The sequence below is a fragment of the Chryseobacterium sp. 3008163 genome (genome assembly GCF_003669035.1).
GTDB lineage: Bacteria > Bacteroidota > Bacteroidia > Flavobacteriales > Weeksellaceae > Chryseobacterium.
This window is the reverse complement of sequence record NZ_CP033070.1, coordinates 1,819,635-1,841,828: the sequence shown is the minus strand read 5'-3', so window position 1 is coordinate 1,841,828 and position 22,194 is coordinate 1,819,635. Positions and strand designations below refer to the sequence as shown.

Annotated in this window: 16 protein-coding genes and 1 pseudogene; 9 read left to right on the top strand and 8 right to left on the bottom strand. The window is 35.1% G+C overall.

Annotated elements, in window-relative coordinates:
- Nucleotides 1-98: 98 nt before the first annotated feature.
- Entirely contained in the window at nt 99-1,439 is a 1,341-nt protein-coding gene (locus tag EAG08_RS08295; RefSeq protein ID WP_129535035.1) for a dihydroorotase, read from the top strand.
- 184 nt (nt 1,440-1,623) lie between these two features.
- On the opposite strand, the gene EAG08_RS08290 is transcribed toward EAG08_RS08295, so the two are convergent.
- Nucleotides 1,624-2,226: an FMN-dependent NADH-azoreductase gene (locus EAG08_RS08290; RefSeq protein WP_129535034.1), complete on the bottom strand. Its 603-nt coding sequence runs from the start codon at nt 2,224-2,226 to the stop codon at nt 1,624-1,626.
- Between the two features lie 108 nt (nt 2,227-2,334).
- On the opposite strand from EAG08_RS08290, the gene EAG08_RS08285 reads away from it, so the two are divergent.
- Nucleotides 2,335-2,721: a winged helix-turn-helix transcriptional regulator gene (locus tag EAG08_RS08285; RefSeq protein ID WP_129535033.1), complete on the top strand. Its 387-nt coding sequence runs from the start codon at nt 2,335-2,337 to the stop codon at nt 2,719-2,721.
- Between the two features lie 69 nt (nt 2,722-2,790).
- On the opposite strand, the gene EAG08_RS08280 is transcribed toward EAG08_RS08285, so the two are convergent.
- The 5 genes from EAG08_RS08280 to EAG08_RS08260 all read right to left on the bottom strand — a co-directional run bounded on the left by EAG08_RS08280 (nt 2,791) and on the right by EAG08_RS08260 (nt 9,650).
- Nucleotides 2,791-3,687, bottom strand: coding sequence for a helix-turn-helix domain-containing protein (locus EAG08_RS08280; protein WP_129535032.1), 897 nt, complete (start codon nt 3,685-3,687; stop codon nt 2,791-2,793).
- A 317-nt stretch (nt 3,688-4,004) separates the two neighbouring features.
- Complete coding sequence (locus EAG08_RS08275; RefSeq protein ID WP_129535031.1) at nt 4,005-5,012, bottom strand: aldo/keto reductase; 1,008 nt, start codon at nt 5,010-5,012, stop codon at nt 4,005-4,007.
- 309 nt (nt 5,013-5,321) lie between these two features.
- Complete coding sequence (locus EAG08_RS08270) at nt 5,322-7,619, bottom strand: GH92 family glycosyl hydrolase (protein ID WP_129535030.1); 2,298 nt, start codon at nt 7,617-7,619, stop codon at nt 5,322-5,324.
- A gap of 86 nt (nt 7,620-7,705) precedes the next feature.
- Nucleotides 7,706-8,386 carry a response regulator transcription factor gene (locus EAG08_RS08265; protein WP_129537241.1) on the bottom strand — a complete coding sequence of 227 codons (681 nt, stop codon included), beginning with the start codon at nt 8,384-8,386 and terminating at the stop codon, nt 7,706-7,708.
- Between the two features lie 10 nt (nt 8,387-8,396).
- Complete coding sequence (locus EAG08_RS08260) at nt 8,397-9,650, bottom strand: sensor histidine kinase (RefSeq protein WP_129535029.1); 1,254 nt, start codon at nt 9,648-9,650, stop codon at nt 8,397-8,399.
- A 169-nt stretch (nt 9,651-9,819) separates the two neighbouring features.
- Between EAG08_RS08260 and EAG08_RS08255 the strand changes: the two genes are divergently transcribed.
- The 4 genes from EAG08_RS08255 (at nt 9,820) to EAG08_RS08240 (ending at nt 14,649) form a co-directional block, all read left to right on the top strand.
- Nucleotides 9,820-10,233 (top strand): DUF1573 domain-containing protein, encoded by a 414-nt coding sequence (locus tag EAG08_RS08255; protein ID WP_129535028.1) that lies wholly within the window; start codon nt 9,820-9,822, stop codon nt 10,231-10,233.
- A gap of 274 nt (nt 10,234-10,507) precedes the next feature.
- Nucleotides 10,508-11,389, top strand: coding sequence for an SDR family oxidoreductase (locus EAG08_RS08250; RefSeq protein WP_129535027.1), 882 nt, complete (start codon nt 10,508-10,510; stop codon nt 11,387-11,389).
- Between the two features lie 74 nt (nt 11,390-11,463).
- Nucleotides 11,464-13,662: a M1 family metallopeptidase gene (locus EAG08_RS08245; protein WP_129535026.1), complete on the top strand. Its 2,199-nt coding sequence runs from the start codon at nt 11,464-11,466 to the stop codon at nt 13,660-13,662.
- A 159-nt stretch (nt 13,663-13,821) separates the two neighbouring features.
- Nucleotides 13,822-14,649 carry an endonuclease/exonuclease/phosphatase family protein gene (locus tag EAG08_RS08240; protein WP_129535025.1) on the top strand — a complete coding sequence of 276 codons (828 nt, stop codon included), beginning with the start codon at nt 13,822-13,824 and terminating at the stop codon, nt 14,647-14,649.
- A gap of 220 nt (nt 14,650-14,869) precedes the next feature.
- On the opposite strand, the gene EAG08_RS08235 is transcribed toward EAG08_RS08240, so the two are convergent.
- Together EAG08_RS08235 and EAG08_RS08230 are read right to left on the bottom strand one after the other, a co-directional pair.
- Nucleotides 14,870-15,556, bottom strand: a complete 687-nt coding sequence (locus tag EAG08_RS08235; RefSeq protein ID WP_129535024.1) for a response regulator transcription factor — start codon at nt 15,554-15,556, stop codon at nt 14,870-14,872.
- Nucleotides 15,546-16,865: a sensor histidine kinase gene (locus EAG08_RS08230; RefSeq protein WP_129535023.1), complete on the bottom strand. Its 1,320-nt coding sequence runs from the start codon at nt 16,863-16,865 to the stop codon at nt 15,546-15,548. Before EAG08_RS08230 ends, EAG08_RS08235 begins: the two co-directional genes overlap by 11 nt.
- Before the next feature lie 146 nt (nt 16,866-17,011).
- Between EAG08_RS08230 and EAG08_RS08225 the strand changes: the two genes are divergently transcribed.
- The 3 genes and pseudogenes from EAG08_RS08225 (at nt 17,012) to EAG08_RS08215 (ending at nt 22,176) form a co-directional block, all read left to right on the top strand.
- Entirely contained in the window at nt 17,012-19,384 is a 2,373-nt protein-coding gene (locus EAG08_RS08225; RefSeq protein WP_129535022.1) for an outer membrane beta-barrel family protein, read from the top strand.
- A gap of 131 nt (nt 19,385-19,515) precedes the next feature.
- Nucleotides 19,516-21,380, top strand: a pseudogene (locus EAG08_RS08220) (M1 family metallopeptidase).
- 91 nt (nt 21,381-21,471) lie between these two features.
- Nucleotides 21,472-22,176: an FKBP-type peptidyl-prolyl cis-trans isomerase gene (locus EAG08_RS08215; RefSeq protein WP_129535021.1), complete on the top strand. Its 705-nt coding sequence runs from the start codon at nt 21,472-21,474 to the stop codon at nt 22,174-22,176.
- Nucleotides 22,177-22,194: the final 18 nt, after the last annotated feature.

The following is a 22,194-nucleotide window of genomic DNA, read 5'->3' as shown; positions in this document are numbered from 1 at the left end:
TAAATATTAGAATTCACAATTTTCAGACTTAAGTTTAAAAATCATTCCTGAAAATATTAAATTTGTGCAATACAAATCTTTATATCTAAAAAGTAAAAATGAAAATTCTAATAAAAAACGCCCAAATCGTCAATGAAAATCTGGTTTTCCAAAGCGATATTCTGATTGAAAATGATTTGATTTCTGAGATTTCGAAAAATATTTCTGAAGAAAATGTTGACCAAATTATTGATGCTTCAGGAAAATACCTTCTTCCTGGAATTATTGATGACCAAGTTCATTTCCGTGAACCGGGCTTAACGCATAAAGGTGACATTGAAACAGAATCAAAAGCAGCAATCGCAGGTGGAATAACAAGCTTCATCGATCAGCCGAATACCGTTCCGAATGCTGTAACTCAGGAATTATTAGCTGATAAATACGAAATAGGTTCTCAGAAAGCTTACGCCAATTACGGTTTTATGATGGGCGGAACCAATGATAATTTAGAGGAAGTTTTAAAAACCAACCCAAGAAATGTTCCTGGAATCAAATTGTTCCTAGGTTCATCTACAGGAAATATGTTGGTCGATAATCCTGAAACTTTGGAAAATATTTTCAGTAATACCAAAATGCTGATCGCTGTTCATTGTGAAGATGAAGCAACAATCAGAGAAAATACTCAAAAATATCTGGATGAATATGGCGAAGATATTCCTGTAAAATTTCATCATTTGATAAGAAGTGAGGAAGCTTGCTATAAATCTTCTTCAAAAGCAATTGAATTGGCTGAAAAAACCGGAGCAAGATTACATGTTTTTCATTTATCAACGGCAAAAGAAACTTCTCTGTTCAGAAATGATATTCCTTTAAAAAATAAAAAAATAACAGCGGAAGTTTGCGTTCATCATTTGACTTTTACGAATGAAGATTATGAAACAAAAGGTGGTTTAATCAAATGGAATCCTGCGGTAAAAACTCAAAAAGATAAAGACGGACTTTGGGAAGCACTTCTTGATGACAGAATTGATGTGATTGCCACTGACCACGCGCCTCATACTTGGGAAGAGAAACAAAATGTTTACACTAAATGTCCTTCGGGAGCACCTTTGGTTCAGCATTCTTTGGTCGTGATGCTTGAAAACTTTAGAAACGGAAAAATTACTTTAGAAAAAATCGTTGAAAAAATGTGTCACAATCCGGCGATTCTTTTCAGAGTTGAAAAACGAGGTTTTATTAGAGAGGGTTATAAAGCGGATTTGGTTTTAGTGGATTTAGAAGAAAACTGGACAGTTTCAAAAGAAAATATCCTTTATAAATGTGGCTGGAGTCCGCTTGAAGGAATGAATTTTAATTCTAAAGTCACCCATACTTTTGTGAATGGAAACCTGGTTTACGACAACGGAAAAATCAATGAAGAAAAATTCGGGGAGCGATTGCTTTTTGAAGTTCAGGAATAAATTATAGCGAAATAACTATATCATTAGGAACGGGCTTTAGCCCGTTTTTATTTTAAGAATCAAAATTGGCTTTAGCCAAAATTTAAATATCTCGCAGATTGAGCAGATGAAGCAGATTTTAAACGCAATCATCTGCAAAATTTGCTCAATCAGCGAGAGAAAATTATCTAACAATCACTTGAAATTAATCAATTACGATACTTTCAATCCCTTTTTCTAAAGAGTTTTCCATAATTCCCGGAATCGAAAGACCTTCTGCACGGAAAACACTGACATCAGTAACGCCATAGAAACTAAAAACATTCTTGACATAAGGAACATTAGAATCATATATCTGGTAAGGACCTTCTGAATAAACATTGCCTGACGAGAAAGCGATGTATAATTTTTTATTATTGAGCAGTCCTTTTGGTCCGTTTTCGTCATAGCTAAAAGTATATCCTGCTCTCGAAGTGTAATCAAAATAAGCTCTCAGTGTAGCAGGCACAGAAAAATTATACATCGGAGATTCTATAATGATAATGTCTGCTTCCTGCAGCTCTGAAATCAAACCTTCGGAATATTGGTTGATGGTTTCTTGTTCCGGAGTTCGGTTTTCTGCAGGCGTGAAAAATGAATTGATGTGGACATCTTCCAAAAGCGGAACCAAATTTTTCGTGAGATCACGTTCTTTTACAATGCTGTCAGGATATTTCTCATGGATTTTTTCCAATACGGCATTTCCTAATTTTCTGCTGGCAGATACTTCCACTCTCGGACTTGAGATAATGTGCAAAATTTGTTTCATTTTTTTAATTTTAAATTTCTTTGACAAAATTATGTACATTTGCTTATCAAAAGTTAGTAGTGAACAAAAGGTTAGTAGTAACCTTTTGGTTAGTTTGAGATTAATTTTATGGAAAATAGTATTGAATTAGAAGAACCGCTTACCAAAATAAATTGCCAAAATCATCTTTCATCAGTGGAAGATGCAATTTATGTCATTGGAGGAAAGTGGAAGCTCAAAATTATTATTGCTCTTCAGGAACACGGAAATATTCGGTTCAATGAGCTTCAGAGAATCGTTACCGGAATTTCGGCGAGAGTGCTTTCGAACGAGCTGAAAGATCTGGAAATCAATGGTTTTGTAAAAAGAATCGTTTACAGCGAACAAACGCCTGTGGTTGTAGAATATATTTCAACTGATTACAGCAAGACTTTAAAAACTGTGATTATGGCACTTTCCGAGTGGGGAAGAGAGCATAAAAATAATTTGAGAGAAGACATTTTCGAAAATAAATAAGACTCTCGCAGATTTTGCAGATTGGGTAGATTTTAAATTCAATCTGCCCAATCTGCGAGAGCAAAATTATCAATTAAAAGACTGCCGAAACTCCAACGGCGACATTTTCGTCTTCTTTTTGAAAAGCGTACTGAACGATTGCGAATGTTCAAATCCCAAATCATAAGCAATTTCGCTTACCGATAATTCCGTGGTCGAAAGTTTCTCTTTTGCTTTGCTGATGAGCTTTTCGTGAATGTGTTGCTGCGTGTTTTGTCCGGTATGCACTCGCAAAAGATCACTCAGATAATTCGCAGAAAGATTCATTGCTTCAGCAATTTGATGAACCGTCAAAAGTCCTTTTTCAGAAGATTCTTTATCAAAATAATCATTCAAAAACGTTTCAAATTTTGTCAAAAGCTGATGACTTCCGCTTTTTCTGGTAATGAATTGTCTCTCGTAAAAACGCTTCGAATAATTCAGCAGCAACTCAATCTGCGACAAGATGATTTCCTGCGTATGCTGGTCAATGTGCTGACATTCTTTATCAATTTTATTCAGAATTCCAAGTAAATCATTTTCCTCATCTTCAGAAAGATGCAAAGCTTCATTCACTGCGTAAGAGAAAAATCCGTAAGACGAAATCGTAGTTGCCAAAGAATGTTTCAACAGAAAATCTTCGTGAAAAATTAGCAGATAACCCGTATTTTCACAATCCATTGTCTTCAAATCGAGATACTGAACCTGATTAGGAGCTGTAAAACTCAGAACGCCTTTGTCATAATCGTAATGTTGCTGACCGTATTTTATTTTTCCGGTCGCATTACGTTTCAGTGCGACGCAATAATATCGGCTAACAAAACCTTTCCAGACCTCATCTTCAATAAAAATACTTTCAGAAAGATTGATGACACTTACCATCGGATGTTTTGGTTCCGGAAGCGACAATAATCTGTGAAAAGCTGAAATAGATTGTATGGTGTTCATAATTTGAAATTCTAAATCTTAAAAATAGTGATAATTATTTGACTCGTTCGAACCACTTTGTTGGGCGCCGATTTCCGTCTTCCACTCCCGCTTTTTTGTTACGCTTCGCTCCACAAAAAGAGCTCCGTTCAAGCCGGGGCGCAATCATATTGCGTTCCAACTTTATGATTGATAAACTTTCAGAATTTGTCATTCTGACGAAGGAAGAATCTCTGAGATATGAATTGAGATTCCTCACTACATTTCTGAACTACGTTCGTAGACCTTCAGTCTATGTTCAGAATGACAAACTGCTAAAATATCTTAATTTAAAAAGATTAATAATCCAAAAGTCCCATTCCGAATTCATCATAAGTCGCTCCCGTATCCGTTCCCAAAGGCACAATGCTTTCCAGCTTCTGAATATCAGATTCGCTCAAGACAATTTTGCTGGCTTCGATATTCTGTTCAAGATATGTTCTGCGTTTCGTCCCCGGAATAGGAACAATTCCTTTGCTGATAATCCACGCCAAAGCCAATTGCGAAGATGTAATTTCTTTTTCCTTTGCCAGATTTTCAATCGCTTCTACCAATTCAATATTTTTTTGGAAATGTTCTCCTTGAAAACGTGGAATCCCTCTTCTGAAATCATTTTCCGGCAAATCATTGATTGTTTTAATATTCCCAGACAAGAAACCTCTTCCCAATGGAGAATAGGCAACAAAGCCAATTCCTAATTCCTGTAAAGTTTTCAATACTCCTTTTTCTTCAACCGTTCTTTCAAACAAAGAAAATTCATTTTGAACTGCCGAAATTGGATGTACTGCGTGCGCTTTTTTCACTGTTTCAGAAGAAACTTCCGACAAACCTATATAACCGATTTTTCCTTCTTTTACCAAATCACTCATTGCTCCGACAGTTTCTTCAACAGGAACATTTTTATCGAGACGGTGCATATAATAAAGGTCAATGTAATCTGTTTTCAGATTTTTCAGAGAACGTTCAATCGATTTTTTTACATAATCTTTAGTTCCATTGATTTTCCAGGTGATTTGTTCATTATCATCAATTTCCCAACCGAATTTTGTTGCAATAATGTATTGGTCACGATTGCCTTCAATCGCTTTTGCAATTAATTGTTCGTTTTTGAAAGGACCATACAAATCTGCCGTGTCGAGGAAATTTCCTCCCAATTCCAAAGAACGATGAATAGTTGCAATGGCTTCTTTCTCATCGTGTTTGCCATACATATCTACATCTCCGAAACCCGTCATTCCCATACATCCCAACCCTATATTCGGAATGATTAATCCCTGACTTCCTAATTTTACCTGATTCAATTTCATATTGTTGATTTTTATTGGTACAAAATTCAGCAGAAATTAAATATATGAAGTTTGCAAAACAACGATTGTCGTATGCAAATTACGGATGAATGAATTTTAATCCATTTCTGTCATTCTGAACATAGACTGAAGGTCTGCGAACGTAGTTCAGGAATGGAGTGAAGAATCTACTTTATGCATAGAGATTCTTCCTTCGTCAGAATGACAAACTTTGAGGATATTCTGGACTATGCTTTCGTTTTATTCTGAATGATAGCTTTATTTGTGAAAATTAGTGAAAAATATTGGTGGAATTTGTGTTTAAAAAAATCATTTCCTAGGTTTAGAACTCATATAAAAACTTAGTTTTCCGCCATTCATTATATAGGAATGTTTCAAAGTGAAGTTTTTAATTTCTTTTCCATTCAAAAGAATTTTTTGAACATACACATTTTTCGGACTCTGATTAATCGCTTCAATTTCAAAAGTTTTCCCATTTTCTAAATTCAAAACAGCATGATCAATTGCCGGACTTCCAATCGCATAATCTTCCGATCCTGGAGCCACCGGATAAAAACCAAGCGAACTTAAAATATACCACGCACTCATTTGTCCGGCATCGTCGTTTCCGCCCAATCCATCGGGAGTTGCTTTGTATTGTATCTCTAAAATTCTTCTGATCTGCGCCTGAGTTTTCCAAGGTTGGCCTGCCCAATTATAGAAGTAGGCAACATGATGCGCCGGTTCGTTTCCATGAACGTAACCGCCGATAATTCCTTCTCGGGTAATGTCTTCTGTGTCTGCGAAAAATTCGTCTGGTAAATGCATCGTGAACAATTGATCCAATTTTGAAGCGAATTTTTTCTTGCCGCCCATTAATTGTATGAGTTCGTCAGGATTTTGAGGAACGAAGAAACTGTAATTCCAGGAATTCCCTTCTATAAAGCCTTGCCCGTGAGTGCTTAGTGCATTAAAATCTTTTTTAAAACTTCCGTCTGCTAATCGAGGACGCATAAATCCTGTTGTTTTATCAAAATTATTTTTCCAGTTTTCCGAACGTTTAATGAATTGATTGTAAATTTCTGTTTCACCTAAATGTTTTGCCAACTGAGCAATTGCCCAATCGTCATAAGCGTATTCCAACGTGTTGGAAACCGAAGTTCCGCTTTTCTCCGCCGGAATGTAACCTTTGTCGATATAAAACCCGATTCCTTCGTAATCTCTTTTGTTGGCAGTTTCTACACAGGCATTCAAGGCTTCTTTTGCATCACCGTCATAATTTCCTTTAATAATGGCATCGGCAACCACACTTACGCTGTGATAACCGCTCATGCACCAATTGTCATTTGCATAATGCGACCAAATCGGCAACATTTTCATCGAAAACTGATTGTAATGCGCCATCATCGATTTCACCATGTCATTATTCCGTTTTGGCTGAATGATGTTGAAAAATGGATGCAACGCACGATACGTGTCCCAAATTGAAAATGTTGTGTAATTGGTAAAGCCTTCCGCTTTGTGAATGTTTTGATCTAAACCTTTATATTCTCCGTTGACATCTGTATAAGTTGTCGGACTGATAAAAGTGTGATACATTGCCGTATAAAAATTTGTTTTTTCTGTTTCAGAACCTTTGATAACGATCTTATTTAATTCTTTATTCCAATTTTCCTGAGTCTGTGCTTTGACCTGGTCAAAAGATAAGTTTCCAACTTCTTTTTCTAAATTTTCTAATGCATTCGATTGACTTACAGGTGAAATGGCAAGCTTAACTTCAATTGCTTCATTTTCATTCGTATTAAAATCGAAATACATTTTTAGGTTTTTCCCAGCGATTTCAGGAAAGTTCTTGGTCTGGTCAAATTTTCTCCAGAAACCATTGTAAACCTGCTTCCCATCATAATTTTTCTGACCATAAGACTTAAACGGCTTTGAAAATTTCATCGCAAAATAAACCGTTCTTGTTCTTGCCCAACCGTTCGTTTGTCGGTAACCAGTAATTGTATTTCCGTTTTCTACACGTACATAGGTCCAGACATTTTTACCATCATAATTATAAATTCCGGCCATTAAATCTAAAATGATGTGAGCCTGATCAGATTTCGGGAAAGTGTAACGATGAACGCCGACTCTGGTTGTCGCCGTTAATTCCGCTAAAATACTATGATCATCGAGTTTTACTTTATAATATCCGGCTTCAGCTTTCTCGTTTTGATGTGAAAATCTGCTTCTATAGCCACTTTCAGGATTTGAAGCTGTTCCTGGATTCAACTGTAATTTGCCGACAGTCGGCATCACTAAAAAGTCTCCCAAATCTGAATGTCCAGTTCCGCTGAAATGAGTAGAGCTGAAACCAACAATTGTTTTGTCTTCATAACGATAACCAGCGCAGTATTTATAGATTTCACCATTGTACTTTCCATTGAGTTCGTAAGAAATAGTATCAGTTTCTGGGCTTAACTGACCGGCTCCGAAAGGTACAGTTGCTCCAGGATATGTATGACCCATTTTCTCGGTTCCGATTAATGGATTGACATATTGAACGAGTTTCTCGAAGTGTTGAGCTTTATAATTTAAGCTGACAAAAAGAAAAAATATAAGAGGTGAAACTGCGAAGTTTTTCATGTGGGAAGATTTGGAAAGCGTAAAATTAATTAAAATCAAAAGATAATTATTGTTGATTAAAATTTTAATACGACCAATATCATCTTTTAGCTTTCAGAAAAACGAAAACCAATGCCATGAATATTTTCAATCATAATATTAGCTTCGTTAGCAAAAATTTTTCTTAATCTTGAAATAAAAACATCCAAACTTCTTCCCATAAAATAATCGTCGTCGCCCCAAATGGCTTTCAAAATATCCTGTCTTTTTAAAACAGAATTTTTATTGGTGATAAAATATAAAAGCAGTTCAGATTCTCTCTGCGTAAGGGTTATGATGTTATTTTCCTCCTGTAAAGTATAGTTTTTCGGGTCGAAATTATATTTTCCGACTTTATATTTTGCAGGAGTACTATTCGTCTTTTTTGTACGTTTTAAGAAAATTTCAATTTTTAAAATAAGCTCTTCTATACTGAAGGGTTTGACCAGATAATCATCAGCACCAATTTTTAGACCTTTGATGCGGTCTTCTTTTAAAGCTTTCGCAGAAATAAAAATAATGGGAATCTCTGAATTGTGCGTCCTGATATGTTTTGCCAGCTCAAAACCATCAATTTCAGGCATCATAATGTCGAGGAGACAAATATCGTAACTTCCCGTGTCGAATGCGTTCAATGCAGATCTTCCATTGGCGTGATAATCAATATCATAATACGGTTCTAAGCTGTCCTGAATCAGGAAAGCAATGGTCTGGTCGTCTTCGGCATATAAAATTTTAGATTTCTCCATCATGTAAACATTATTTTGAAAAAGGCAAAAACAGTGTTGTGGTAATTCCTTGGTTTTGATTGTTTTCCACAGAAATTTTCCAGTGATGCTGCTGAACGATCTTTTTTACATAAAATAAGCCCAATCCGAAACCATTGATTTCACTGTTTTTCTTAGCATTAACTCTGTAAAATTTATCAAAAATCTGAGGGATATTTTTAGTCGGAATTCCTACTCCGTTGTCTTTAAACTTTAAATATAAGCCTTTTGAATCTTTATCTGTGGAAATGATAACATGAGGAGCCGTCTCACAATATTTGACTGAGTTGTCTAAAAGATTGTAAATGATATTGGTAAAGTGAAATTTATCTGCGATTACATAAGTATTGTTGTCAATATTCAAATCAATCGTCAGGTTTACGTTTTTTTGCTGCATGGTCTCTGCAATCTCCTGAATAAAAGGAAGCAATAGAATCTTTTCTGTTTTTAATGAAAGTCCGGCAGCATCATTTTTGGCGATATTTAATATCTTTTCGATGTGATTATTCAGTTTGTTGCTTTGATTAATGATAATCGAAGTATACGTCTGCAGTTTAGAATTTTCTCTTACAATTTCCTGCTTATTCAAAGATTCTGTAGCCAATAAAATTGACGACAAGGGAGTTTTGAACTCATGGGTCATATTATTGATAAAATCCCGCTGCAATTCTGAGAATTTCTTTTGCTGAATAATGGTGTAAATCGAATACACATACACCAACAAGATAATAATCAGCGCAAAGGTAAGGATATACCAAAACTTCAGCGAACCAATCATATACGTCATCTTATCCGGGAAACGGATGGAAAAATAATACGTCAGATTTTCGTGCTTCGGAAAATTGATGGTTTTGTTTTTTGAAGTCTCCTGATGTGCAGAAATATATTTCCCATAGATCATTTTATCGCTATGGCAATTATAAACTGCGTACGTATAATTGGTATTGATCTGAAATCTGGTGAATTCAGTTTTTAAATAATATTCAAGAATCGTAGGATCAAACTCATTGTTGATATTAACCACATAATAGTCGTTATCAACGTTCTGTACCGGACTTTGAATAAAAGAAGTTTGCTCGCCTGACAGTTTTTCTACCACTTCAAGAAGAGCGATATTCACTTTTTGATTGAATTTTTTATCCTCAAGATTATACGCCTGTCTGGTCCATAGAAGCTGAGCTATCAGAATTCCGATGATAGCAACGAGCCCAAGCGTGATAATTATATTGAGTTTTTTGATTTCCATTTTCAGAAGCAATATTATCCAAAAATATCTATTTATCTTTTATCATTAACAACTTGTTAACAAATGTTTGAAAGCAGTTAACAATATCTCACGATTTTCGTCTTTACATTTGCTCTATCGAAACAAAAGAATCAAATTTCTTTGAATAATTAATGATAAAAATTTACTTATGAAAAATTTAAAAATTACAGCATTACTTGCAGTTATGGCATTTTCACCATTTTATGCTAATGTATTTCCGGTTGAAGGAACTCCTATCGTAAAAGTAGTTGCAGAAGCAGCTAAGTGGAAATCAGAATCTATTGACGTTGGTAATATTCCTCAAGGAAAACCAAAATTGATTAGATTTGAATTTACAAATACATCAAAAAAACCAATCATCATTGAAAATGTTGCTCCATCTTGCGGCTGTACAACAGCTGATTACAGTAAAAAGGCGATTCTTCCAGGGAAAAAGGGTTTCGTAGAAGCTAGTTTCAATGCAGCAAATGCTGGTCCATTTATTAAGACCGTAAATGTAACAACAAGTGATAGCAAAACACCTAAAACTCTTTCTTTCAAAGGGACAGTTACGGCGGCATAATTATATTCTGATAGCAATTAATTTTTGCTATTGGTTTCAAATCAGTATTTCAAATAAATAAAGACAACCTTGTATTCATTTACAGGGTTGTTTTTACTTTTAAATCAAAATTATTGGTATTTTGTGGACTTTATCATTTTATTTTATCAATTTTTTGGAGCTTTTGGGTTAAATTAAATATTGCGATGCACAGAATATTATTTACAACATCATTTATCCATAGATTTTACGCTCCATCCGTTTAATATTTATTATTTTAAGAAAAATAAATTATATGAATCAATATACACAACCCATGTTGCGGGAAGATGCTCTTAAAGGAAAAGTAGCGATTGTAACCGGCGGCGGAAGCGGTCTTGGAAAAGCAATGACCAAATATTTTCTTCAGTTGGGAGCAAAAGTGGTGATCACATCAAGAAATCTTGAAAAACTTTACGGAACAGCCAAAGAATTGGAAGACCAAACCGGTGGAAGAGTGCTTTGTGTTGCCTGCGACGTCAGAAACTGGGATGAAGTGGAAGCAATGAAAGAAGCGACGTTAAAAGAATTTGGGAGAATTGATATTTTATTAAATAACGCAGCCGGAAATTTTATTTCACCAACTGAAAGATTAACGCATTCTGCTTTTGATTCCATTTTAGATATTGTTTTAAAAGGAACAAAAAACTGTACCCTTTCTATAGGAAAACACTGGATTGATTCTAAAACACCGGGAACTGTTTTAAATATTGTCACTACGTATGCCTGGACGGGTTCTGCATACGTCGTTCCATCAGCTTGTGCAAAAGCGGGAGTTTTGGCAATGACAAGATCTTTAGCCGTGGAATGGGGGAAATATAATATTCGCTTTAACGCTATTGCGCCGGGACCTTTCCCTACAAAAGGAGCTTGGGATAGATTATTGCCCGGAGATATGAAAGACCAATTTGATTTGGCTAAAAAAAATCCGTTAAAAAGGGTGGGAGAACATCAGGAGCTGGCAAATCTTGCGGCTTACCTTGTTTCAGATTTTTCATCTTTTGTAAATGGTGAAGTGGTAACCATAGATGGTGGAGAATGGCTGCAGGGCGCAGGTGAATTTAATATGCTTGAAGATATTCCGCAGGAAATGTGGGATACTTTGGAGGCTATGATTAAATCAAAAAAATCAAATTAATTAAAATAACTAAATTAGGCTCCTGGAATTGTAACAATTTCAGGAGTTTTTTTACCAATCAAAAAATATTTTCAATGAATTTTAAATTTCCATCGATAATTTCTACGGTAGCAGTAATGCTTTTTGCCAATTCTGTGTATGCTCAGGAAGCTCCCAAGTATGATTATGTAGAAGCCTTTAAGCCGTTTTTCTATTCTCAAACCGGAACAGAAACCCGTTCAGCAAGCGGTCAGCCGGGACATGCTTATTGGCAAAACTCTGCAGATTATCATCTCAACGTCAGCCTGAATGACACCAAAAATGAAATCGCAGGCATTGCGGAAATTACGTATACCAACAACAGTCCGGATAAGATGAGTTTCCTGTGGCTGCAGCTGGATCAAAATTTATTTGAAAAAGATTCCCGTGGAAATGCGCTTGTACCTCTTTCCGGGAGCAGAAACGGAGCAAAAGGGGAGACTTTCGAAGGCGGATATAAAATTAAATCTGTAAAATACGACGGTAAGGATGTGAAATATACCATTACAGATACCAGAATGCAGATCGATTTGCCACAAGAATTAAAAGCAAAAGGTGGAGTAGCGAAAATTAAAATTGAATATACCTTCTTGTCTCCACAATACGGCTCAGACAGAATGGGTGTTGAGGATACAAAAAACGGTAAAATCTTTACGATGGCGCAGTGGTATCCGAGAATGTGCGTGTATGATGACGTTTTGGGCTGGAACACGATGCCTTATTTAGGAGCCTCAGAGTTTTATCTTGAATATGGTGATATTACTGCAAACATTACTGTTCCTGCCAATCATTATGTTGTTGCATCGGGAGAACTTTTAAATGAAAAAGAAGTGTATTCAAAAGAAGAAAACAACAGATGGTCACAGGCAAGAAACTCAGATAAAACCGTCATGATCAGACCAGAATCTGAGATTGGTAAAAATAATGCCTCAGGAACAAAAACCTGGAAGTTTAAAATCAATCAGACCAGAGATTTTGCCTGGGCATCTTCTCCAGCGTTTATTGTAGACGCTGCTAAAATTAATCTTCCGAGTGGCAAAAAATCATTGGCAATCTCTGCTTACCCTTCTGAAAGTGCAGGAAATAGCGCTTGGGGAAGGTCTACAGAATACACCAAAGCGGCTATCGAACATTATTCCGCCAAATGGTATGAGTATACTTACCCAGCGGCAACCAACGTTGCAGGAAACGAAGGCGGAATGGAATATCCCGGAATCGTTTTCTGCCATATGAATTCTAAAGGAGAAGATCTTTGGGGTGTTACCGATCATGAGTTCGGGCACAACTGGTTCCCGATGATTGTGGGATCAAACGAAAGACTTTTTGCATGGATGGATGAAGGTTTCAACACATTTATCAATGAATTATCTACTGAAGCTTTCAATAAAGGCGAATATTATTCAAAGAAAAATATTGCACAGACCGGAGCTTTTCTGATGAGTGATCAATTTGAACCGATTATGGTGGGACCTGATAATATGAAAGAAAATAATATCGGAGTTTTAGCCTATTACAAACCAGGAATGGGAATGGGGATTTTGAGAGAATCTATCCTTGGACCTGAAAAATTCGACAAAGCTTTCAGCACTTACATTGAGCGTTGGGCATTCAAACATCCTACACCGTGGGATTTCTTCCACACCATGGAAAATGTTTCAGGAGAAGAACTAAATTGGTTTTGGAGAGGTTGGTTCATTAACAAATGGAAAATCGACCAAGCGGTAAAGACTGTGAAATATGTGAATGGTGATTTCAAAAACGGAGCGCAGATTACCGTAGAAAATTTGGGTCAATTACCAATGCCGACCAGTATTCAGTTAAAATTTAAAGACGGAACTGAGCAAGTTGTAAAGTTACCTGTAGAAATCTGGAAAAGAAATACGGAATGGACGTTTAAAGTAGATTCAACAAAAGAAATCGCAGAGGTTAAATTAGATCCTAAATCTCAAATTCCTGATATAAACCCTAAAAATAACACATGGTCTTCTGCAGATGCAAAAATGGTGGAGAAAATCAATGCAAAAGATTTTACCGGAACATTTGGGAGCAAAGATCTTCCGGTAAAACTGAAGTTTATCGAAAAAAATAATCAGCTCTTTGGCCAGGCAACCGGACAGCCGGAATTTGATCTCGAATATATTGGGAATAACACATTTACATTCGAGCAGGCACAAATATCACTGACATTTAGCCAGGATAAAAAGACCATCAGTTTTAAACAAGGCGGTAGAGAATTTAAGTTTACTAAAGAATAAATTCCCAATCATCTTTTTAAATTTTAAAATATAAAATAATTGCTCCGGAAATTTTCCGGAGTTTTTTATGAATTTAATTTAACAGTGAACTTTCATATATATAGCTTCTCTGTAGATCAGAAGTTTTATTTTTGTTTTTTAATTTTAAATGAAATAATAATGAATTTCAGATTTTCAATCGTATTGCTGATGTTTTTCGCATTAGGTTTTTCTCAGGATCTTAAAGTGATGAGTTTTAATATCAGACTGAATGTTGATTCCGACAAAGAAAATGCATGGACAAACAGAAAAAAGGATGTTGCAGATTTGTTGACTTATTACCACCCGGATTTTTTTGGTGTTCAGGAAGCGCTTCCTGAGCAGATGAAAGATATTAAATTAGGTTTGAGAAATTACGATTATGTAGGAGTTGGAAGGGATGACGGCAAAGAGAAAGGTGAGTTTTCGGCAATATTTTATGATACTAAAAAACTTCAGATTGTAAAATCAGGAACCTTCTGGCTTTCTGAAACTCCCGAAAAACCATCAAAAGGTTGGGATGCGGCTTTGAATAGAATTTGTACCTACGCAATTTTTAAAGATAAAGATTCAAAGAAAGAATTTCTGGCAATGAATATTCATTTTGATCACATCGGAAATATTGCAAGAGTAAAATCTTCAGAATTGATTTTAAAGAAAGTCAAAGAATTAAATCCGAAAAATTTGCCTTTAGTTTTAACGGGTGATTTTAATTTAACGGAAGATTCAGAGCCTGTAAAAATTCTTTCTCAAAATCTGGAAGATACTTTCTACAATGCTGAAAAGAAACATTATGGTCCGGTAGGGACGTTCACAGCATTTAACGTCAATGAAGTTCCGAAAGACAGAATCGATTATATTTTCACGAAAGGTTTTAAAATAAAATCTCACAGACACATCAACGACAGACGAGAAAATCTGCTCTATCCATCAGACCATTTTCCGGTTTTGGTTGATTTGCAATTTTAAATAAATTCAAAATAGAAAATAAGCTTTGTTCAGTTGGATGAAGCTTTTTTTTGATTGCCCGTAATTTGTCATAAATGAAAAAAACTTTGTGAGCTTTTATAAGTGAAACGGCTTTGTGTAACTTTAAAAATAGTTAGTAGTTAAAAAATCTTTGCACACTTTGCGTTAAAAATTAAGCAATATGATTAATAATGAATATTCAAATTATTCTTCACTAAATTTATCTCTCAGGAAAATTGATTTCAAAGCCAATGCCTCTTACTGACAGAATTTTTATGGTAGGGTCGTTGTTTAAGTATTTTCTAAGTTTGCTGATGAAAACATCAAGACTTCTTCCGGTAAAATAATCGTTAGTTTCCCATAATTTATCGAGAACGTCATCACGCTTAATCATCTGATTGTTATGTTGTAAAAGATAAATTAACAGATCTTTTTCACGGATGGTTAAACGGATATTTCCTGTGGGATGAATGAGTAGCAACTTGTCTGAATCTAAAATGTAATCTCCGATTTTCTGCTGAGTGTTTGGGATATTCGATGTCGTTCTTTTCAGAATGTTTTTAATTCTTAAAATTAATTCTTCAGGATCACAAGGCTTTGCCAGATAATCATCTGCACCGATTTTCAGACCTGTAAGACGGTCGATTTTTTGATTTTTAGCGGTTAAAAAAAGGAGTGGAAACTGTGGTTTCTGTTTTAAAATGATTTTCGCCAAAGAAAAGCCATCCATTTTCGGCATCATAATGTCTAGAATCCCGATGTGATACGGGAAATCTGAAGCTAAAATAGTCACAACATCTTCCGGATTCTGAAACCAGACAACCTCAAAATCTTCTAATTCAAGATATTGTTTCAGAATCATCCCAAAGTCTGAATCATCTTCTACCAAAAGAATTTTAGTGTTCATACGGCAAATTGATTTTAAATTGTGTTCCGATATTGATATCACTTTTCACATCTATCTTCCCGTGATATTTTGAAACTATTTTCTGCACAAAATAAAGTCCTAATCCTAAACCTTTTGTGTTGTGAATGTTGTTGGATTGTATTCTGTAAAATTTTTCGAAAATACTTTTCTGTTCATTTTTCGCAATGCCTTCACCGTTATCAGAAATGTTTATTTCTAAATGTTTTTCTTGGCCAATTATATTGATGTCGATTTCAGAAGCACCATATTTTACACTGTTTTCGCAGAGATTTTTAACGATAGTTTCCATTAAATTTTTATCAAAAGGCATCTCTTTTTCAATGTCATTTTGAAACTTAAATGCATGCTCAGGATATGTAAAAGCCAGATCATGAATAAAAAAATCCCAATCTTCGGGTTGTATAAAAATTGTTTCCGCTGTATTTTCATCTTTGTGAAGTTGAAGTAATAGGTTTTCTAATCGGTTAACTTGTCGGTCAATTAAGGGTAATGTTTCCGCATTAAGATTCTTTTTCAGAGTTTTTGAGGCAATCTTCAAAGTAGCAATCGGGGTTTTGAACTCATGCGAAATGTTATCAACGATGGTGTGTAAAACTTCAATCTGTTTTTGTTGTTTGATGAGGTTTTTAATCGTGAAAATATATAAAATCAGGACACTTGCAAGCAAAGCGATACAACATAAAATAAGCAGAGTCAATTCTCTGAAAACCACTGTTTTTATATTTAAAATTTCATATCCAGTGGTACTCTTTAAAGAGAAGCTGTCATTTCTGGTGAGTGTTTTGTCATCAGTATCAGTTGATTTAGAAGTGGTTTCCCAAGTCCCAGTATTTAAAATTCCGGCTTTCTTTACCTTTTTTTTAGTTTCGTAGATAACGATGGGTTTTGTAATGAGATTTGTTTTTGTAGGATTAAAAATAATTGACGAATATTCAATTTTTACCGCAACCTCATACCCTTCAGCTTTAAATTGGTCATCTACATATTTGCTAAATTCTTTTTCGGTAGCAATTCTGTTTTTATCGAAAAGATTCAGAAATTCATCATGGGTAATTTCTTTGTTTTTAAACCGAACTAAAATGGCTTGCACTGTATCATCGTGTACTCTTTTCATTCCACCTTTGTCTTCAAGATGATCAGTGTATTCTGTCAATGTCTTATGAACCTCGCGGTAGATTTCACGTTCTTTTACCTGATAGGTTTTATACATAAAATATCCTTGAATCCCCAAAAGAAGCAGGAATAAAGTAGCAAACAGAGTGATAAGATTTTTGCTTTTTGAAATCATTAAAACAAAGATAAAGCATTCATCTTTTCCCCAATAGACATTAACCCTTCGTTAACCTTCCATTAACCTAAATTCTCTTGAGCATTGCAGACTTTTGTACGAGAAGAAAAAAAAATTTCTGACTATTAAAATCTAAATAAATCCTCATGTATAAATTTCTCATTTTATTATTCTTTCCGGCTCTTTTGTTTTCGCAAAAAACTAAAATTGAAGGTACGATTACGAACGTTCAGAAAGAAAAATTGCCATTGGTTTCTGTAGAAGTTTACAATTCTCAAAATATTTTATTGAAAACTGTAATCACGAATGAAAACGGAAATTTTGTATTGGATGGAATCACAGAAAACAATGTAAAATTAATCATCAAAGATTTAGAATATGCTCAGTTGGAAAAAAATCTAAACTTGGATGAGCAAAAAGAAAGTTTAAAGATTATCCTTAAAAAAGATATTCAGGAAATTCAGGAAGTGGTAATGACCAAACAGAAACCTTTGGTGAAAAGAAAAATAGACCGATTAGAATTTAATGTAGAAAACAGCAATATCTCGTCACTTAATGCTTGGGAGATTCTTAAAAAAACTCCCGGAGTTACATCGGGAAATGATGTTTTGGCAATCAAAGGAAGTCAGAGTATCGTCGTAACAATTAATGATAAAAGAGTAATGCTCACAGGCGACGAACTGAAGGATTTATTGGAAAATACTCAGGGTGATGAAGTGAAGTCTGTAGAAGTTATCACCAATCCGCCCGCAAAATACGAAGCTTCGGGAAGTGCGGTTCTCAACATCGTCATGAAGAAAAATAAAATTGAAGGATATCGTGGCGTTTTGAGCTCAAAATATATTCAAAGTCAATATGCAAAGGGCGTGGCTGGAATTTCTCAGTATTATAAAAAGAATAAGCTTTCGGTAATGGGAAGTTATTATTTCGGAAGCGGAACCTATTATCGTGAAGGTACAGATTATGTAAATTATGCTGAAGATCAGACCCGATGGATTAGTACAATGAACAGAAAAGATAAGAACGCGAGCCAGAATACGGTCAATTTTAATCTGGAATATGAAATTGACAGTCTGACCAATGTGAGTTTAAATTATTCAGGATTTTTTAGTCCAAAATCGTTTGGAACTTACAACGTGCCGACTTTAATTTATAACAGCCAAAATGAAGTTGAATCGAATTATACAACCATTAATGATCATCATTCTAGAAGTATCAATAATTCGGTAAGCTTTCAGGTAGACAGAAAATTAAATGCAAAAAGCAAGTTAACCTGGACGAATTATTTTGCTGGAAACAATGCACAGAAATATCAGGATGTCTTAACCTATCTTGATTTTGTGAACCAATCTCCAACAGAAAATAATTTTGTAACCAATAATAAAAGTGATGTCAAACTTTACTCCACACAGGCAGATTATCAGTGGAAAAATGAAAAGTGGGAAGTAGAATCCGGCGGAAAATACAGCTTTGTGAAAACCAACAGCCAACTCGATTTTTCGGATAATGAAAACGGAGAATTACAATACCGATCGGATAAAAGCAATGTTTTTGATTACAAAGAACACAATTTTGCACTCTATACTTCATTGACCTACAATCCCGGGAAATGGAATTTCAAAGCAGGATTACGGGCAGAAAAAACCGACTTGGAAGGAGTGGTTTCAGAGCCGTTTGAAGTGAATAAAAACAATTACTGGAAATTATTTCCTACACTTTATGCCCAATATACTACCGCCAATAATCATCAGTTCGGGTTGTCTTATGGAAAACGCATCAGCAGACCTTCGTATTCATGGCTCAATCCTGCGAAATCATATTATAATTTGTTCTCCTATTTTCAGGGTGACCCTAAATTGAAGGCTACTATTATCCATAACCTCAATTTTACCTACACGTGGAAAGAATGGAATCTGGATTTCTATTACAGAAAAGAAATTTTCCCGTCGATGGAAATCTCTTTTCAGGAGCCAAGTACCAATAATTTGATTTATAATTTTACAAATATCGAGAAAGGACAGGCGTTTGGATTAAGTGTATATAAAAATTTTCAAATCAAACCTTGGTGGAGTCTGAGTTTATCTGAAAACCTTGAACACAACGAAAATTATTTTATCGGTATCGATAATGTATTGTATAAAAACAAGGTATGGAACTGGGTTTCTGATATTTCCACAAGTTTTACTTTAGACAAAAACAGCGATTGGAAATTAGAATTGGGTCATCGGTACAACTCGCCATCTATTCAGGGTACATTTAGAATTTCTAGTTCGTCATCTGCCTATTTGGTCATGAATAAAAAGTTTTTCGACAAAAAGCTTGAGGCGAGTCTTGTTTTCAATGATATTTTCAGAACATCTGGAGAAAAGGTGAGTACCAAATATGCCAACCAGGATAATTATTTCATCGACTACCGAGATACACAAAGTGTTTCTGTTTCTGTGAAATTTAATTTTGGTAACCAATCAGTGAAAAATGCTAAGGCAATTAAAAAAGCCGATGAACAGGGAAGAATGTAAATTTTCACCAGCTCAGTTTGTACATTTGAGAACAATCTCTTTGGGTTAAATTATTTTAACTGCCTGTTTAATCTTTCAAAGGTTTTATTACATTTTCCCTATTTTTGACATTCATTATTTAAAAATTAAACATGAATAGATTTCTTTTGGGATTGGTCGCCATGGCTTTATCTGTACATATTTCCGCTCAGGAATTGTATATGCCGAGAAATATTAAAAAAGCATACGAAAACGGAACTCGTGATATTTCCGGAGCACCCGGGAAAAACTACTGGCAGAACAAAGGAATTTATGATGTTGAGGTAAAAGTAGATGCTAAAACCAAAATTGTTTCGGGAAAAGAATCGATTATTTACAGCAACAACAGTCCGAATGATTTAGATGAATTAGCGATAAGATTTGTCAACAATTTACATAAACCAGAATCTCCAAGATCCGGTTCTGTTTCAAAAGATTTTTTATCATCAGGTTTAAAAATTAAATCTTTCATCGTCGATGGTTCTGCATACAATGTCAACAGTGAAAGTTGGGGAACGGTGGAAAAGGTAAAGCTTAAGACCGCTTTAAAATCGAAATCAAAAGCTGAGGTGAAAATTGAATGGGAATATCCTTTGTCAGTACAAAGCGGAAGGGAAGGACAGATCGATTCTGAGACTTTTTATGTAGCCTATTCTTTCCCAAGAATTTCTGTGTATGATGATTACAATGGCTGGGATATGCTTCCGCATTCTGACCGACAGGAGTTTTATAATGATTTTAATGATTATTCTTTTGCCATTTCTGCTCCGAAAAATTATGTGGTTTGGTCTACGGGTGATTTTCTGAATCCTGAAGAAGTTCTGCAACCGGAATATTTGAATAGATTTAAAAATTCTCTTACGAGCAATGAGATCATTCACATTGCCAACGAAGCAGAGATGAAATCAGGTAAAGTCACCAAAAATAATAAATGGAATATCTGGAAATTTAAAGCCAATAACATCACAGATTTCTGTTTTGCTTTGAGTAATCATTATGTCTGGGACGGCTCGAGCGTTCGGCTTAAAACCAAAAGAGCAAGCGTACAGGCTGGTTACAAAGCGGGCGCAAAAGATTTTGAACATTATGTAGAATGGATGCGCTATAATCTCGATTGGTTTTCAAAAAACTGGCCGGGTGTAGAATATCCGTATCCTGTGATGACGGCAATTCAGGGGTATGCCGATATGGAATATCCAATGATGATCAACGATACAAGTATTCCGGATGATTTGCAGGATGCAAGACTGACGGCTGATCATGAAATTGCGCACACTTATTTCCCTTTTTATATGGGAATTAATGAAACCCGTTATGCCTTTATGGATGAAGGCTGGGCAACCACTTTGGAATATTTAATAGGAATTGATGAGAACGGAAAAGATGCCGCCGAAAAATTTTATAAAAACTTCCGTGTCAAAAAATGGATCAATGATGCTTCAGCAGAACAAGATCAACCCATCATCACGATGAGCACGCAGGTGAGTGGAGCAGGTTACGGAAATAATTCTTATGTAAAATCATCGCTGTCTTATTTAGCATTAAAAGATTATCTGGGAGATGATTTGTTTAAAAAAGCTTTACATCATTATATGGATAACTGGAATGGGAAACATCCGATTCCGTGGGATTATTTTTATTCGATGAACACAGGATCTGGAAAAAATTTGAATTGGTTTTTCAATAATTGGTTTTACACCAACAATTATATCGATTTAAAAATAATAAATGCGAGTCAGCAGAAAGGAAAATTATTAGTTAAGGTAGATAATATAGGAGGTTTTGCAGTTCCTTTTGATGCGGTTGTGACTTACGAAGATCAGTCGGTTGAGAAAACTCATTTTACTCCTCAAATTTGGGAAAATGATCAGAAAAAAGCAGTGATTTCTATTTCAACAAAAAGAAAGTAAAATCTGTAATGCTTGATGGTGGGCTTTTTATGGATTATACACCGGATGATAACTTGAAAAATTTATAGTAGAAAAATTATTTAGAGCGGGAAAGTTTCTGTAATAAATGATAGATTTGCACCGATTTAATTCGTTCATCATAAATAATAAAATTATCAAATGAAAAGACAGACTATCGCATTATTTTGCATAGCAATATTTAGTATTTCATGTGCTCAGAAAAGTGAGACTAAGGTGGATAGCAAATATACGGATGACCAGAAAGCTTCTTATTATATTGGTTTAAGTATTGCCCAAAACATGAAACAAGAAGGTTTCAAAGTAGATGCAGACCTTTTGGCTCAGGCTATCAAAGAAGAAATGGATGGAAAAAAGAAGTTGATGCCGGCCGAAGAAATGACTGCCTTTATGCAAGACTTTATGCAGAAGCAACATGAAAAAAAGCAAGCTGCAGCAGGATTGCAAGCAACAGAAAATAAGAAAAAAGGTCTAGATTTTCTTACGAAAAATAAAAGTAACCCTAAAGTGAAAACCACAGTTTCAGGTTTGCAGTACGAAGTTTTGCAGGAAGGCGATGGAAAAACAAAACCAAAAGCATCAGATGTTGTACAGGTAAAATATACCGGAAAACTTCTGGATGGAACTGTTTTCGATTCTACCGACAAAAATGGAGGTAATCCAATGGATATCAATCTTGGCGGCGTAATCAAAGGTTGGACAGAAGGTATTCAACTCATGAGCAAAGGATCTAAATACAGATTTTACATTCCTTCAGATCTGGCTTATGGAGATCAAGGTGCCGGACCCGCAATTCCGGCAGGTGCTACCATTATCTTTGATGTAGAATTAGTGAATATAAAATAGAGATATTTTTCAAACAAT